Origin of the sequence: Prevotella sp. 10(H) (assembly GCF_000711235.1) — a bacterium.
Classification (GTDB): domain Bacteria; phylum Bacteroidota; class Bacteroidia; order Bacteroidales; family Dysgonomonadaceae; genus Dysgonomonas.
The window spans coordinates 147,061-163,501 of the sequence record NZ_JOMI01000009.1 but is presented as its reverse complement, the minus strand read 5'-3'; the positions used below and the strand labels follow the sequence as shown (position 1 = coordinate 163,501).

At 38.8% G+C, this 16,441-nt stretch carries 13 protein-coding genes; all 13 read right to left on the bottom strand.

The genetic code is table 11. From position 1 onward, the window contains the following. The 13 genes from K348_RS0116165 to K348_RS0116105 all read right to left on the bottom strand — a co-directional run bounded on the left by K348_RS0116165 (nucleotide 1) and on the right by K348_RS0116105 (nucleotide 16,425). Nucleotides 1–1,359: a sigma-54 dependent transcriptional regulator gene (locus tag K348_RS0116165; protein ID WP_029906584.1), complete on the bottom strand. Its 1,359-nt coding sequence runs from the start codon at nucleotides 1,357–1,359 to the stop codon at nucleotides 1–3. Between the two features lie 111 nt (nucleotides 1,360–1,470). Beyond that, nucleotides 1,471–2,955 carry a TolC family protein gene (locus K348_RS0116160; protein ID WP_029906583.1) on the bottom strand — a complete coding sequence of 495 codons (1,485 nt, stop codon included), beginning with the start codon at nucleotides 2,953–2,955 and terminating at the stop codon, nucleotides 1,471–1,473. A gap of 79 nt (nucleotides 2,956–3,034) precedes the next feature. Further along, the gene (locus K348_RS0116155) at nucleotides 3,035–4,159 is read right to left on the bottom strand and encodes an FtsX-like permease family protein (protein ID WP_231496816.1); all 1,125 of its coding nucleotides are present in this window, start codon (nucleotides 4,157–4,159) and stop codon (nucleotides 3,035–3,037) included. Nucleotides 4,160–4,294: 135 nt separating this feature from the next. Next, nucleotides 4,295–5,542: an ABC transporter permease gene (locus K348_RS0116150; protein ID WP_029906581.1), complete on the bottom strand. Its 1,248-nt coding sequence runs from the start codon at nucleotides 5,540–5,542 to the stop codon at nucleotides 4,295–4,297. Nucleotides 5,543–5,574: 32 nt separating this feature from the next. Next, nucleotides 5,575–6,861 (bottom strand): ABC transporter permease, encoded by a 1,287-nt coding sequence (locus tag K348_RS0116145; protein ID WP_029906580.1) that lies wholly within the window; start codon nucleotides 6,859–6,861, stop codon nucleotides 5,575–5,577. Nucleotides 6,862–6,864: 3 nt separating this feature from the next. Further along, on the bottom strand, nucleotides 6,865–8,118 hold the full coding sequence (locus K348_RS0116140) for an ABC transporter permease (RefSeq protein ID WP_029906579.1): 1,254 nt from the start codon (nucleotides 8,116–8,118) through the stop codon (nucleotides 6,865–6,867). Nucleotides 8,119–8,143: 25 nt separating this feature from the next. Beyond that, nucleotides 8,144–9,397: an ABC transporter permease gene (locus tag K348_RS0116135; RefSeq protein ID WP_029906578.1), complete on the bottom strand. Its 1,254-nt coding sequence runs from the start codon at nucleotides 9,395–9,397 to the stop codon at nucleotides 8,144–8,146. Beyond that, nucleotides 9,394–10,638, bottom strand: coding sequence for an ABC transporter permease (locus K348_RS0116130; RefSeq protein ID WP_029906577.1), 1,245 nt, complete (start codon nucleotides 10,636–10,638; stop codon nucleotides 9,394–9,396). Before K348_RS0116130 ends, K348_RS0116135 begins: the two co-directional genes overlap by 4 nt. Before the next feature lie 17 nt (nucleotides 10,639–10,655). After that, entirely contained in the window at nucleotides 10,656–11,915 is a 1,260-nt protein-coding gene (locus K348_RS0116125) for an ABC transporter permease (protein WP_029906576.1), read from the bottom strand. 3 nt (nucleotides 11,916–11,918) lie between these two features. Next, complete coding sequence (locus K348_RS0116120) at nucleotides 11,919–13,169, bottom strand: ABC transporter permease (RefSeq protein ID WP_029906574.1); 1,251 nt, start codon at nucleotides 13,167–13,169, stop codon at nucleotides 11,919–11,921. 18 nt (nucleotides 13,170–13,187) lie between these two features. Then, the gene (locus K348_RS0116115) at nucleotides 13,188–14,441 is read right to left on the bottom strand and encodes an ABC transporter permease (RefSeq protein WP_029906572.1); all 1,254 of its coding nucleotides are present in this window, start codon (nucleotides 14,439–14,441) and stop codon (nucleotides 13,188–13,190) included. After that, nucleotides 14,438–15,694: an ABC transporter permease gene (locus K348_RS0116110; RefSeq protein ID WP_029906570.1), complete on the bottom strand. Its 1,257-nt coding sequence runs from the start codon at nucleotides 15,692–15,694 to the stop codon at nucleotides 14,438–14,440. The genes K348_RS0116115 and K348_RS0116110 overlap by 4 nt, the downstream gene beginning before the upstream one ends. 62 nt (nucleotides 15,695–15,756) lie before the next feature. Beyond that, nucleotides 15,757–16,425, bottom strand: a complete 669-nt coding sequence (locus tag K348_RS0116105; RefSeq protein WP_029906568.1) for an ABC transporter ATP-binding protein — start codon at nucleotides 16,423–16,425, stop codon at nucleotides 15,757–15,759. Nucleotides 16,426–16,441 lie beyond the last annotated feature (16 nt).

Below are 16,441 nucleotides of genomic sequence, written 5' to 3'. Positions count from 1 at the left end.
TTATTGTCCGCTGTTTATACCATACTTTTCCATTCGCCGGTAAAGCGCTTGACGTGTAAGGCCGAGTGCTATAGCTACTTTCGAATGATTATTTCCGTATAATTCGATTGCTTTTAATATCATGTTTTTTTCCAGTTCATCCAACGGATAGATTGAATCGGACATGGTGGAAGAGCTTGGTATTTCAGTATATTGTTCCTTAAAGTCCTTATCGGTTATCAGGCTTTTACCAGATACGAGGATAACTCTGTCGACCAGATTTTTCAGTTCGCGTATATTTCCGGGATAGGGCAGGCGTTTGAGATATTCTATAGCATCCGAAGATATTTCTATATTATCCATTCCGTTTATCTCCTGCTGTTTTTTGGTAAAATGATCGACAAGCAGCGGTATGTCTTCTATCCGTTCACGCAAGGCAGGCACGCGTATTGTTATCAGGTTTATACGATAAAATAAGTCTTCGCGAAACAACCCTTTCGATACCATTTCCGCCAGATTTCGGTTTGTAGCGCTTATAACCCTGACGTCTACCTGCTTTTGTTTGCTGTCGCCCAGCGATTCGAATGTTTTATCCTGTAATACCCTTAATAGTTTTACCTGACAGGCGGCATCCAGTTCGCCTATTTCGTCCAGAAAGATACTTCCTTTATTGGCGAGTTCGAAGCGCCCTACCCTATCGTAATGCGCATCGGTAAAGGCTCCTTTCTTATGGCCGAACATTTCGCTTTCGAACAAAGATTGTGAAATACCTCCGAGATTTACCTTTACAAAAGGATTTTTATTGCGGTTGCTGTTTTCGTGTATGGCTTCTGCTATAAGTTCTTTTCCCGTACCGCTTTCTCCTGTTATGAGTACTGATGCATTGGTCTTTGCTATTCGCGAAATCGTATTGAAAACGTTCTGCAATAAGGGTGATTTTCCTATTATTTTATCGCTACGGAAAACTTTTATTTCATCTTTTTCTCCCGATTTTATTTCATTCCTGTTTTCTTCTTTCAGCTGGAGAGCTGTTTGTATAGTATTCAACAGGGCGAGGTTATTCCATGGTTTAGTCACAAAATCGAATGCGCCTGCCTGTATTCCTTTCACAGCCAGATTGATCGATCCCCATGCCGTAATCAGTATTACAGGTACATCGGGAACAAACACTTTCACCTGCCGCAGCAGAGTAAGTCCTTCTTCACCACTGGTTCCTTTGGTATAGTTCATATCCATTATGATGAGATCGGGTATAGTGGTGCGGACGAAATTTATTGCTTCCTGCGGAGAAGACACATTTGTAGTTTCATATCCTGCCCGTTTCAGAACAAGAGTTAATGAAGAACGTATAGCGACATCATCGTCACAAATCAGTATCATAGGGCTTTATATCTTTTCGTTCGATAAATATAGTTATTTTCACCGGACAAGGGGCGAAAAGTGACAAATGTTAGGAGTTTTCAATATTTTTTGATAGTAGAGACTACGAAATCAATTTGTTATATTCTCATAATCGGTTGTTATCTCCCTGTCGGTAATAAAGTCATATAGAGTAAGGCTGCGTATCTGGTAGTAATATGACCAAAGCAGATACATTTGCTCTATATAATTGCGGCGTGCTTCGTCTTTCGACGACTGCGAATCGTTCAGGTTGAGAACATCAATTTTACCCAGTACAAATGCTTCTATCGATGTATTATAACGCTGCTGGGCTATCAGGTCTGTTTCTTTGGCCAGTTCCAATTGCTTAGACTGACTATTGAAATTTTGCACACGTAGGTAGATATTCTGGTTAAAATCCATTTGTTCTTTTTCTATCCGCGACTTTTCCACGTCTCTTTCAGCTTCAGCTATTTTCACTTTTCCTTTTCCTTTTCCCCAGTCAAGGATTGGGATTTTTACCCCTACGTTTACTATCTGGTTACTTCTCCAATGGTTACTGTTAAATGCCTTGGAGAAAGTATCATCTTGCCCCGACATACCGAATGAAAGGAACAGTTTTGCATTCCAGCGGTCGGCTTTTGCCTGACTTACATTACGGGAGGCCTCAAGCATTCTTTTCTGTACATTCTGAGTGAATGAGTTATTTTCTCTAGCCAGCCCTATAACCTGCGGATAAGATAATACAGGCAGTCTGGATGCCAGAGATTCGGGTATCATAGGTTTTAATATGGCATCTTCACCGTAGCCCAAGAACGAACGTAACTGGAACATGCGGGCGTTTAGCGAAGCTTGTGCATCTGTAAGATAGGATTCTGCTTTCAGTAAGGATACTTTTAGCTGTAGCAAATCATTTTCGGATATCTGGCCTATTTTGCGTTTGGCCTCTGCTATAGTATACAGCTTTTCTGAGTTTTTGAGGTTTTGCTGGGCTATTTCCATATTTATTTGCCCCAGTAACAGGTTGAAATAGTACTCGATAGCCGTATTAGACACTTCTTCCATATCTCCTATCAATTTTTGCCTTGCTTCTTTAAATTTAACAGGTTCTATCTTTTGAAGCCACTTTACACGGTTGAATCCGAAGATAGGTTGCTCAAGTGTGATTGAAGCAGGTATACCCATATAACGTGTAGAGCCATCCTTACCATATTGCTGCAGACGCTCAAAACTACTTTCGATAGATAAGGTTGCACCTGTGAATGGTATATTTTGATTTATGGATAAGCCCCCGTCGATACGGCTGTAATCATTACTTACATAGGTATATGTACCGTCAGAATTCTGGAATTGGTTGTATGATTTAGAATAATAAGGCAAGGTTGTATTCAGTATTACTTCCGGTAATAACTCAGCCTTATAGGTGCGGTAACCCCAATAGCTGGATTTATATTGGTTACGTGCTACAACTGCATTTACCGAATTGGATATACTGCGTTGAATAACATCCGACAGGCTTACAATAATGGTATCCTGTGCTGATAATCCGGCAGATAATACCCAAAATGCTAATATAATTGGAAGCGTTTTTCTCATAACTTATTATTTTTATCACTTATTTTAATCCTCTATGATACAGATATATAGATGTAAAGATTTATAAATTTTTACACGATTATTCATCTCTCAGGGCTATTGCCGGCTGGGTTTTCGATGCCCTCCATGCAGGATACCATACCCCTGCAACTGCAATGATTGCTAATATGCCCAATGTTGTTCCATAATTGATAAAATACTGAAATATATCTATTGATTTTTGTTCCCTATTGATGGACGGTACACCTATTTCTTGTAATACATCAACAAGGGAAATATTAATGCATATAATCGTTGCTAATATACTTGCTATAAAAAGTAAAATTAAAGTTTCGCCAATAAACATGCTTTTTACATTTTTGCGTGATGCACCCAACGCAATACGTAAACTTATTTCACTCCGGCGCGCCTGGGTGCGGAACCAGAAAGTTCCTACTACCCCGAGAAAAATATTGATAAGTATAAATGCTGAGATTGAATAAATGCTTTTCAGGTTATTATCATATTCCCAGCCTTTCATATATGAATCCCTTATATCGTTCATCGACTGCACGGAAGATAAGTAGAACTGGCCTAATGACAACTGGTTTTGCATATTCTTTGTAAATCTTTTTGCAAAATCCTTATCGGCTTCCGGTTTTACCCTTACACATAGCTCTCCGGTTCCCAGACGTTCATCGTCTTTTTTCAGCGGGTAATATACTACCGGTTCGTAATCGGCATATTCACTCCATTTAGCTTTTGTTGCAACACCACAGACTTTATATGTATTTTCAGCATCTGCTGTATCTCCCAATCTTCCTTGAACGAATTTTTTTACTTCCTTAGCCGGCATTTTCATGAAATTATCATTTTCATCACCACTGATAACGGCTATGTTTTCTCCTACAATATCATCCCAGTTAAATGCCTGCCCGTGTTCAATTTTTATTTTGAATACTTCGAAATATTCCGGGGTTACGTGTTTCATCCTGTTTCCCTGATCTACAGTATCTAAAAAAACTGATCCACCCCAATAGGAAGCAGAGTAGGGAATAGATGCCAGAGACAAGCTGGCATTTTCAATTTCAGGATATTGTTTTATGCGGTCTAGAATAGACCAAATAGTATAAGTTTCAGCATCGGAGTTATTATCTTCAGTACTTTCTTTCTCATTTATATTAATGCGATAGACGTGGTTCGTATCGAATTCCGTTGGTTTCATACTTTGCCCTATAAGAAACGTTATATAATCGACACAAAACCACAGGATACAGAAGACCAATATAAGTTCGACCAGTATCCAGATATTAATCCTCCGTTCGTTGAATATTATTTTAAAGATGTGTCCGACCATAGCTTACATATTTTTCTTGTTAATGGAATCGACAATAGACTTTTTACATGCCCAGTAAGCCGGCAATCCTGCTGAAAGCAGATTGAGTAAAAAACATGCCAGAAATACTCCTATAAATACAGGTATAGATACCAGTGCGCTTACAGGAATGGAACTATCGGCTCCTATATCCAGCAACCAGCCTTTTAGAGCAGTAACAGTAATATATGAAAGTACCAGTCCGATTATTCCTCCGATAAGCGATGTAATAAAATTTTCGTATAATATCTGGATAAGAATTATATACTTCTTCGCTCCGAATGCTTTCCTTATGCCTATTTCTTCTGTTCGCCTGTTTACACGCGACAAGCTGAAACTGGATAAATTTACAGCAGGAATGAGCAGGAGTATGCTTAATATGAATATCATTTTCCGGTTGGCTTCCCCTACATTCGGTGCTAGGTTCGACCACCTGTTCAATATTTGCAGGCGATGGTTATACGGCCCGAACAAAGTAAGATTCCATTCCGGGTCGGCTGCATTGAATTTCCGTTCGGCAGCCCTTACTTCTTCTTCCGCTTTATAGATATCGTTTTTGTCTTTAATAAGGAACAGGACAGCATAATTTTGATTATTATATCCTTTTTTTGAAGTATACGGAATAAAAGCTTCGCCATATGCAAACTTGAAAGCCTGTGAGACATCCTTTATTATGCCTGTGACTTTATAGGGTTTGAAATCTATTTCTATAGTCTGGCCTAAAGCCTCGTTATTACCGAAAAGTTTTTTGCCCATACTTTCTGTAATTACCGCATTTTGTATTCCCGAATTAAAGTCTTCCTCGGTAAAAGGTTTTCCCACTATGAAATTGAAAGCCATTATTCTCCAGAATGCAGCATCTGTCTGCTTTACTTTTGTGAGTATCTGCTCTTCACTTTGATCTGAACTTACCATAAATTCGGTTTTGGATACATTTATAGCCGATATATATTCCGGGCTTTCGAGATCAGATAAATAGTTTTTATACAATTCATAAGGTATTTTATCACTCATCATCCAGTCCGTATTTTTCCCGTTTTTCACACAGTTTTTTATATACAGCGTTTTGTCTCTGTTTATTTCGGGTGCGATACTTATATGATTTATCGATTCGGTAACCACTAATACCATTATCATCATTATGGCTAGTGCGGTACCGATGATAGTGATCAGACTGATAAACTTATTCAGTTTCAGTATTTCAATTGCTTGTTTGAGATATACCTTATACATTTGCATATAAAGATTTATAAATTTTATTTGCCCTATTCGTCCTTCAGCGCTTGTGCAGGCTGGATTTTCGATGCTCTCCATGCCGGATACCATACTCCCCCGATGGCAATTATGGCAATTATGACGAATGTTATTCCGTAATTGATAAAATACTCCGATGTCTCTATCGGGTTCCATTTCCTGTTGATAGAAGGTACTCCTATATCATTCAGTACATCTATTAGAGATATATTGACACATATAAATGCAGCTACGATACTGGCAATGAATAGTAAAATAAGTGTTTCGCAAATAAACAGGTTTCTTATTCTTGCTGCAGATGCACCAAGTGCAATCCGTAGCCCTATTTCGCTCCGGCGCGATTGAATACGGAACCAGAATGTACCGGCAACAGCAAGAAATATATTAATAAACAGGAATGCACTGATAGAATAAATACTTTTAAAATTGCTATCCCACCCGTTCTTTATAAAATTTTTGCGTATATCTTTAAATGATTGTACCGAAGAAAGGAAATATGGACCGACAGCAGTCTGCTCCAGCATATTTTTAGTAAACCTTTCTTCAAAACCTTTGTCTGCTCCGGGCTTTATGCGAACACTGATTTGAATGCTGCGAATAAAGATAAGAAATGTCTCCTCACCCAATAAAGCCTCACTCTTCGCCAAAGGGAGATATAATATATTAAGAAAACTCTCAAACTGGCTCCTTTTGGACTTCCGGGCAATGCCTGTAATCTTGAGCCGCTTATAATCCGTGGCGCTATGATCACCATAGTTTATCGTATCTATCTGCATGACATCTTTTTGCAGGAATATATTATCTATATTGCCTGAAATAACCGCTTCATTCATATTATCACCTGAAAAGACTTTTCCTCTTTCCAGATTGATTTTGAAGACATCAAAAAACTCAGGAGTGACACTTTTTATCTGCGGGTATTCTATTATTGTATCGTAGAAGACTTCTCTGCTCATATTTGAACCTGAGTAAGGAACTGAAGCAATAGACATACATGCATTCTCTACCTCGGGGTAACCTTTTATCCGGTCGAAAATAATCCATATATTTTCGAAGAGGTCGTCTTTACTAATTTCCCCTTCTGAGTTGATATTCTCCTGTCCGTTATCTTTTATACCCAGATTTATACTATAGACATGCTCTATGTCGAATCCCTCGGATTCAAAATATTTCTTAACAAAGAAATACATGTAATCGACACAAAACCACAGGATACAGAAAACAAGAAAAAGTTCGACTAATATCCAGATATTTACTTTTTTTTCAGTCCAGATTATTTTCAGTGTATGGAGTATCATATCTTATGCATTTTTTTGATTAAGGGAATCGACTATTTTAGTTGCTGACGCGCGGTATGCAGGTAAGCCTGCAGACAGAAGGTTGAGGAGAAAACAGACTACAAATACTCCTATAAATACAGGTATCGATACCAGTGCACTCAGCGGTATGCCACTTTCCGCACCTATGCCCAGAAGCCATTCCTTAAGCCATATAACTACCACATAAGACAGAATCAATCCTATAATTCCTCCGATAAGGGAAGTAATGAGGTTTTCATATATTACCTGGATAAGGATTATATATTTTTTAGCACCGAATGCTTTTCGTATGCCGATCTCTTCCGTACGCTTTTTGATGCGGGACATACTGAAACTCGACAGGTTTACAGCCGGTATCAACAATAGAATAGAAATAATAAAAATAGTTTTCCGGGTTGCCTTACCATAATCAGGATCCACATTCGAATAGACGGCTATTTGCTGTTGTTGATGTGTATATGGCCCTCTCAGGGTTAAGTTCCATTCCGTATCTATTGCATTGAATTTTCGCTCGGCCTCCCTGAACTCTTCGTCCAGCATTGGAAAATCTTCCTTGTTTTTCATCAAAAAAAGCAGACGGTAATATCTGTTCTGATAGCCGGGCTTCGATGTATAAGGTATATAGATTTCGCTATACGCATACCCGAATGTTTCAGGCACGTCTTTCACAACGCCTATCACTTTATAATCTTTGAAATCGATTTCTATATTTTTCCCTATAGGGCTTGTATTACCATATATTTTCTTAGCTGTTTTTTCGCTGATCACAGCATTCAGTATCCCTGAATCAAATTCTTCCTGAGTAAAAGGCCGCCCTTCAATAAATGAAAAAGACATTACTTTCCAGAAATCGGCATTCGTCATCTTCGTATTTGTCATGAAACGTTGATTTCCTTCATTTTCCTTTACCATAAAATTTCCTCCGTTCCATGTATTATCTATAACAACGGTATATTCCGGACTTTTCAGTTCGGATAAATAGTTCTTGTAGTCAGCATATGATACACCTCCGTTCCATGCACGTTCTTCCTTTTTGCCTTTCTTGGAAAGATCTTTTATATACAAGGTTCTGTCCCTGTTATTTTCGGGTGCTATACTTATATTCTTTATCGAATCGGTAACGATAAGTACCATAATCATCATAATGGCAAGCGCTGTACCTATAATAGTTATTATACTCACAAACTTATTCAGTTTGAGTATTTCTATAGCTTGTTTGAAGTAGGTTTTATACACGGCTTTTAATATTTAGTTTTCAAATCTATTCGTCTCTCAAGGTTTCGGTAGGCTGTATATCGGATGCCCTTTTTGCAGGGTACCAGACGGCGCCGATAGCTATTATGGCAAGGAAAAGGAATGTTATTCCGTAATTGATGCAATATTGCACGATGTTTACATCTTCGTTCTCCCTGTTGACAATAGGTACATTAATGTTTTTAAGCAGGTCGGCAGCAGTAATATTCAGGCAAATAAATGTTGCTATGATGCTAGCTATCAGTAATAATAGGATAGTTTCTCCGATAAACATTTTTTTAACGCTCGATTTGGAAGCTCCCAAGGCCATACGCAGGCCTATTTCACTACGGCGCGACTGTACACGAAACCAAAAAGTACCTATCACTCCCAGAAATATATTGATGATGAGGAAGGCCGATACCGAGTATATGCTTTTGAAATTGCTACTATATCCTGCAAACTTCATGAACTCATGCCTTTCTTTTTCTATGGATGAAACACTTCTGAGATAGTAAGGGCCTAATTCGAGTTGGCTACGCATATCTTTCGAGAATTTACTGATAAAATCCTTGTCGGCTTCCGGTTTCACCCGAACGCACAATTCATTGTAAGATGCTGCGATACCATTTCTTTTCATCGGTTTGTACCGTATGCATTTGTATTCTTCGTATTCGTTTATTTTCGTTTTGTTAGCTACTCCGACAATCTTATTAGTATCGCTGCCTGTACGCAGATAATCCATTTCTTCGGCGGGTTTTTTACCAAACAGGTTGTCTTTGCCCGAACTAAGTATGACCGGATCCTCTGTCATTATATTCGCATCGGTGAAATTCGACCCTTTAATTATATTTATTTTAAAGACATCGAAGAATTCGGGCATCACACTCTTTTCCCGTATCTCTACCGTTACAGAGTCGATCATGAATGTACTCGTAGACATCGTGTTCGTATATGGATATGCTCCACTGGAATAGCTCACATGTTCTATTGCCGGATATTGACTGATGCGGTCATATATAGTCCATGTATGGTCTTTTATCCGGGCTATTTCTGTACTGTCCCCCGAGTATCCGATATTCCGGCTTTCCGGTTTCAATCCTATAATGATTTGGTATGTGTGTTCTATATCGAAGCCTTTAGGTTGAATATATCTTTTGGTCGTATAGTATATGTAATCTATGCAAAACCATAATACACAAAATACAAGTATAAGCTCCAGCAATATCCATGCATTCACCTTACGCTCCACCCAGATGATTTTAAATATATGCTGTATCATGGTTGTTGGTGGTTTTGGTTAATAGAATCGACAATTGAAATTTTAGATGCACGGTAAGCCGGTATTCCGGCCGATAGCATATTTAACAGCAGACAAACGATAAATACACCTAAAAAGACCGGTAGTGATATGAATGTTTCTAACGGAATACTACTTTCATCTCCTAAATTGAGAAGCCATTCTTTCAGCCAAATAACTACGATGTATGATAATATGAGGCCAATTACTCCACCTGTTATAGATGTTATAAAGTTTTCATACAACACCTGAAAAAGAATAACATGCCTTTTTGCTCCGAACGCCTTTCTGATCCCTATCTCTTCCGTCCGTTTTTTTATGCGCGACAAACTGAAACTGGATAAATTTACAGCAGGAATGAGCAGCAGGACACAAAATATGAATATCATTTTGCGGTTCTCTCCTGCTGCATCAGGTTCTTCAGCCTTTGTATTCAGTATTTGCGTTTTATGGTCGTAAGGACCGAGTATGGTAAGATTTTCATCGGCACTTGTTGCATTAAATTTGCGCTCCTGAGCGCGCACTTCTTCGGCAATAGTATTGAAATCATCCTTATCTTTAGCCACAAGCAGTAAAGAGCATGCTCCCCCTTCATACTCTTCAAGACTAGTAATCGGTAAATATATTTCTGCCTGGGCAAAAGTAAATACAGGTGATACGTCTTTCACAATCCCTGTAACGGTGTAAGGAATAAAATCTACTTCTACAGTTTTGCCTAATGCAGGATTATTTCCAAAAAGCGAATGTGCCGTACTTTCTGATAGTACTACTTTCTTCAACCCCGAATCGAAGTCTTCATTTGTGAATGGTTTTCCTTCGACAAAAGAGAATGACATTATTTTCCAGTAGTTATAATCACTGGCGCAATAGCCTACCTGCTGCAGTTCGGGATTACCTTCTGTAGTAGCCATAGCTACATATTTTTTTACTACAGAAATGTATTCCGGAGTAGCTAGTTCGGACAAATATTCTTTATACGTCTTATAATAAAGAGAACCCATACTCCAGCTACTTCCGTCCTTACTTTTCTTTATTTCATGTTTTATGTACATTGTCCTGTTTCTGTTCACCTCCGGGGCTATGCTGGTATTTTTGATGGACTCGGTAACTATGATCACCATGATCATAGTTATTGCCAGCGCCGTACCTGCAATAGTTATTATGCTGATAAACTTGTTTTGTTTCAGCATCTCCAAAGCTTGTTTGAAATAGATTTTGTACATAAGCTTTCAGCTATTTTTTATTCGTCTCTCAATGCTTCTGTCGGTTGTATATCCGAAGCTTTCTTTGCCGGATACCATACGGCAACAATGGCTATGATGGCAAGGAATAAAAATGTTATTCCATAATTGATGAAATATTGCACGATGCCTGCTCCATTTTCGCCTCTGTCGGGTATCGGCACATTTATATCTTTAATCAAATCTGCTACGGAAATATTTACACAGATGATCGTTGCAAGTATACTTGCCAGAAATAAGAGTAAGACAGTTTCCTGCACAAACATATTTTTTACATTCGATTTGGAAGCACCTAAAGCAATTCGCAAGCCGATTTCGCTTCTGCGCGACTGAATACGGAACCAAAAAGTACCAATGATGCCAAGGAATATATTTACGATAAGAAAGGCAGTGATTGAATATATACTTTTGAAATTGTTATCATACCCGTTCCATTCCATATACATTTGCCGTTCTTTCTCCATAGGGACAATCGAAGACAGGTAGTAGTGTCCCACTTTGAGCTGGTTGCGCATATCATTAGTAAACTTTTCTTCGAAGTTTACATCGGCGTCGGGTTTCACTCTTACACATAATTCCCGAAATTCAGTAATATAACGATGATCCTTTTTCAATGCTCTGTAGAGAGTGACATCATAGTCTTCATATTCATTTCTTTTGATTTTTTCTGCTACTCCCACCACTTTCTCTTTGTGATCGCCGCCATACTCTATATATGGTACATCTTGCGGTTGCTTATTCCCCAATAATCCGTCTCTACCCGTGCTGATAACAACAGGATTGTCAGCAACCATATCATCCCAGGTGAAAGATTTACCGGAAATTATATTTATTTTGAATACATTGAAAAATTCAGGGGTAACAGTTTTAAATTGTGTATAAATCGATACCGAGTCAATAATTATACCTCCCTGAGACCATGAGCCGGAATAAGGATAAGCCGAAAATGAATAGCTTATGTTTTCTATTGCCGGGTATTTTTTGATTCGGTCATAAATAGTCCATATGTCGTCACGCATTTTACTTTTTTCCTCTTCACTTCCCGAAAAGAGGACTTCCCGCCCTTCGTCTTTCGCATCGATCCCGATCCTGTAGGTATGCTCTATATCAAAACCCTTAGGTTCCAAAGAGCGTTTGGCCATGAAGTACAGGTAATCAGTACAAAACCATAATATGCTGAATACTACAATGAGTTCCAGTAATATCCATCCGTTTATCCTGCGGTCGGCCCAAATTGTTTTAAGAATATGATTTATCATGGGTTAAATGTTATTTCGGTTAAGAGAATCGACTATATTGACTTTAGAGGCCCTGTAGGCCGGAATACCGGCAGAGAGAAGATTCAGCAGCACACATGCTAAAAATACAGCAATGAAAACAGGCGCAGATACAAGACTATTCAAAGGTATTGCTGTTTCCTGACCTACACCCAGCAACCATTGTTTCAGCCATATGACTACTGCAAAAGACAGTATCAGTCCTATAATCCCTCCTATAAGTGAAGTAATAAGGTTCTCGTATAGTACCTGTATCAGGATGATATATTTTTTTGCCCCGAATGCTTTTCTTACACCTATTTCTTCCATACGCCTTTTTATCCTCGAGAGGCTGAAGCTGGATAAATTTATAGCAGGAACAAAGAGTAAGACAGCCAGAACAAAGACAATTTTCCGTGTATTTCCTTTTACATCTGGGCCGTCCGTAGAATTCTTAAGTAAATGTGTAGAATGACTGTAAGGGCCGTTCAGGGTCAGATTCCATTCTTCATCTGTAGAATTAAATTTGCGTTCGGCTGCCCTGACCTCTTCCGATATTTTGTCAAAATCGTTTTTATCTGCTGCTAAGAATAAGACTTGGTAAGACCCCTCTTCATATTTCTGGCGGGATGTATACGGTATATAAATATCAGAAGTGGCATATTTAAATATCGGAGCTACATTTTTTACAATACCTGCTACAGTATAATTTTTAAAATCGATGTTTATCGTTTTCCCCATAGCACTTTCATTTCCATACAGCCTTTTTGCTACTTTCTCCGATATTACAGCCTTTTTCAGTCCTGCCTGAAAATCCTCTTCAGTGAAAGGATTCCCTTCGATAAAAGAAAGGGACATCAGTTTCCAGAAATTGGCATCAGTAGACTTTAATTCAAATGCAACCCTATCCTTTGAACTTTCGTTTGCTGTAACCTGACTTTTATTCCATGCGTTGTTTTGGATACTGATAAGTTCGGGAGTCTTTATTTCCGACAGGTAGTTTTTATACACATAATAACTGATTACTCCGTTGGTATTTGTTCCCTGTCCGTTTTTCCTGTTTTTTATCTCGTGCCAGAAGTACATAGTCCTTTCGCGGTTAGCTTCGGGGGATATGCTTATATTTTTGATAGATTCGCTGACAATAAGAACCATTATCATCATAATAGCCAGTGCTGTTCCTGCAATAGTTATTATGCTGATAAACCTGTTTTGTTTCAGCATCGATATGGCTTGTTTGAAATATACCTTGTACATGTTTTTGTTCTTTAATAGTTAGTCTTCGTATCTTAAAGCAACGACCGGCTGTGTCCTGCTTGCCGCATAGGCGGGGAACCATACAGCAATAATAGCTATGATGGCAAGGAACGAGAATGTCAGTCCATAATTGATAAACGACTGGATAGTAATCAAACCTTCTTCTGAGCGGTCGATTACAGGTACTCCAATTTCTTTCAGTAAATCGGTAGCCCCTATATTCAGGCAGATTATCTGGCCTATTATGCTGGCGATGAAAAGTATCATTACCGTTTCACAGATATACATACGCCTTACATTGGCTTTACTTGCACCAAGAGCTATGCGCAGGCCTATCTCGCTGCGCCGCGATGACATCCTGAACCAGAAAGTTCCCAATATTCCGAGGAATATGTTTATGATGAGGAATGTAGTTACAGAATATACGCTCTTCAGTTGATTGGCGTATCCGGTCCAGTCCAGATATTCTTTCCTTATATCACTCATAGGCGTTACGCTAGTCAGAAAGAAAGGTCCTACATCGAGGCGTGTTTCCATATTCTCGGTGAATTCCTGAACGAAATTTTTATCCATGCCCGGTTTTATCCTGATGCAAATATCTGAATAGAAAACTCCCGGTGATTTCTTGTTTATAGGTTTATAAAGTATTCTGCCGGCTTGCTGGTATTCACTTCTTTTAACTTTATTTGCCACACCCGAAACATGGAAGGTAGTTTTTTCGCCTTCTTTACCTTCGGAAACAATCTCGACCTGATTTACAGGATGCCCTATGAAAGTTCCATCGCTGTTTGCGCTTATGACTACTTTCTTCTCGTTCAATTCGAATGGTTTGCCTTTTTCGAAATTGATTCTGAAAACATTGAAAAACTCAGGCGAAACTATTTCTATTCTGGCATGTTCCGAAACCGTATCTACAGTAACCATATTTCCGCTATAGGCACCGGTATAAGGATAGCTGAGATTTGAAATGCATACATCTTCTACTGCTTCATAGCTCTTTATTTTATCGAGTAATGTGTTGAAATCTTCATATAGCAGCGGTAGTTTTTCTTCATCTGAGAATTGGTGCTTTGCATCGTTGCGTATACCTATATCTACCTTGTAAGTATGTTTTATGTCCAGACCTAATGGCTCCATTGCCCTTTTAGTCATGAAGAAAAGGTAGTCGGAGCAAAACCACAGGATACAGAAAATTATAACTAACTCTACCAGCAGCCAGATATTCTGATAACGTTCTGTCCAGATTATTTTTAGTATATGTTTCAGGTTCATTGTGCTTCTTTTTTGGTGAGTGAGTCTACAATTGTCATTTTAGATGCCCTGTATGCAGGTATGCCGGAAGATAAAAGATTTAACAGCATGCACGCACAGAAAGCGGCCAAGAATACCGGTATAGAAACAACTGTGGAAAGAGGTATAGTGGCATCCGCGCCAACTCCAAGCAGCCATTCTTTAAGCCATGAAACAGTGAAGTAGGATAGTATCAGCCCTATAATTCCTCCAATGAGTGAAGTCACCATGTTTTCATAAAGCACTTGCATAAGGATTGTATATTTCTTAGCTCCGAATGCTTTTCTTATACCTATTTCTTCTGTCCGTTTTTTGATACGAGACAGGCTGAATCCCGAAAGATTTATGGCGGGCACCAATAGCAATACAATAATGATGAAAACAAAGCGTCTGTAATATCCTTTTTCGTCAGGGAATACATTGGAAGTATTGAGTTTCTGTATTTCCTGATCGTAAGGCCCCATAAATGTAATAGTATGCTCGCCGTTGGGTACTGTTGCATTGTATCTCCGTTCGCAGGCTCTGACTTCTTCCCTGATAGCATCAAAGTCTTTTTTATCCTTTGCCAGCATCATAGTCATAAAAGCCGATTCCTCATATCCCTCCTTAGTTGTATAAGGTATCCATATATCGGCATAGGCAAACTGGAATACTTTCGAGACGTTTTTCACTACTCCTACTACCTTGTAAGGGACAAAATCCAGATCGAATGTATTTCCTACAGCAGTATTATTACCGAACAATTTACGGGCTAAACCTTCTGTTATAACCGCATTTTTTATTCCTGAACTGAAGTCTGCCTCTGTGAATGGCTTACCTTCGATGAATGAAAGTGATATTAATTCCCAATAGACAGCATCAGTTTGTTTAAGATCGGCAGCTATTCGATTTTTGGTATAGGAAGATTTTGTCAGACCTTTATTATTATAATAATTTGATATGACTGATATCTTTTCCGGAGTTTTCAATACAGAGAGATAGTTCTTTACAGACTCGTAATCGAGCCCGCGGCTCATCATAGTTTCACCTTTAGGATTGCTCCTGAGAAGTATTTTCGAATACAACATTCTATCCCTGTTGTTTTCGGGCGCAATACTGATACTGTTAATAGACCGCGAAACAATCACTACCATTATCATCATGATAGCCAAAGCTGTACCTGCAATACTTATTATGCTGACAAACTTATTCTGTTTCAGCATAGTTATGGCTTGTCTGAAGTAGGTATTATACATACGATATATTGTTTACGGTCTGTTGATAGTAATTTGATTTAAGTTTAGCACTACGATAGTGTTTATTCTACTCTTCTTCCGTCAAAGAAGCGAACGATTCTTTTAGTTGTTTTGGCAATATGCTCATCATGTGTAACCATTACTATGGTAGTTCCTTCGTTGTTCAGTTCGAAAAGCAGATCCATAATTTCCGCTCCCATTTTACTGTCGAGGTTTCCGGTAGGTTCATCGGCAAGTATAATCTGGGGATTTCCGATAATAGCGCGGGCGATAGCTACACGCTGGCATTGTCCTCCCGAAAGCTGCGAAGGAAAGTGTTTCATACGGTGCGACAGGCCTACTTTTTCAAGCACTTGTTTTGCCATTTCGTGCCGGCTGTTATCACCCGATTTGCGATAAAGAAGGGGGAGTTCCACATTGTCGAGTACATTAAGTGAATTTATCAGATGGAAACTTTGAAATACAAAACCTAAAGTCTTATTCCGGAACTCCGCCATTTCCTTATCCTTCATATTGTTGGTTTCGGTATTATTTATCAGTACTTTACCATTACTGGCTACATCCAATAGTCCCATGATATTGAGCATCGTACTTTTCCCGCATCCCGACGGGCCCATTACAGAAAGGAAATCTCCTTTTTCTACTTCAAGATTCACATTTTCCAATGCGACAGTCTCGACTTCTTTCGTGCGGTAAATCTTAGTTATACCCTGTAAATTGATAATTGACATAAAGCTAAATGTTTTA

Coding starts and splice junctions, on each gene's coding strand:
- K348_RS0116165 (WP_029906584.1), bottom strand. CDS start 1,359: ATGATACTGATTTGTGACGATGATGTCGCTATACGTTCTTCATTAACT.
- K348_RS0116160 (WP_029906583.1), bottom strand. CDS start 2,955: ATGAGAAAAACGCTTCCAATTATATTAGCATTTTGGGTATTATCTGCC.
- K348_RS0116155 (WP_231496816.1), bottom strand. CDS start 4,159: ATGAAACCAACGGAATTCGATACGAACCACGTCTATCGCATTAATATA.
- K348_RS0116150 (WP_029906581.1), bottom strand. CDS start 5,542: ATGTATAAGGTATATCTCAAACAAGCAATTGAAATACTGAAACTGAAT.
- K348_RS0116145 (WP_029906580.1), bottom strand. CDS start 6,861: ATGATACTCCATACACTGAAAATAATCTGGACTGAAAAAAAAGTAAAT.
- K348_RS0116135 (WP_029906578.1), bottom strand. CDS start 9,397: ATGATACAGCATATATTTAAAATCATCTGGGTGGAGCGTAAGGTGAAT.
- K348_RS0116130 (WP_029906577.1), bottom strand. CDS start 10,638: ATGTACAAAATCTATTTCAAACAAGCTTTGGAGATGCTGAAACAAAAC.
- K348_RS0116125 (WP_029906576.1), bottom strand. CDS start 11,915: ATGATAAATCATATTCTTAAAACAATTTGGGCCGACCGCAGGATAAAC.
- K348_RS0116120 (WP_029906574.1), bottom strand. CDS start 13,169: ATGTACAAGGTATATTTCAAACAAGCCATATCGATGCTGAAACAAAAC.
- K348_RS0116115 (WP_029906572.1), bottom strand. CDS start 14,441: ATGAACCTGAAACATATACTAAAAATAATCTGGACAGAACGTTATCAG.
- K348_RS0116110 (WP_029906570.1), bottom strand. CDS start 15,694: ATGTATAATACCTACTTCAGACAAGCCATAACTATGCTGAAACAGAAT.
- K348_RS0116105 (WP_029906568.1), bottom strand. CDS start 16,425: ATGTCAATTATCAATTTACAGGGTATAACTAAGATTTACCGCACGAAA.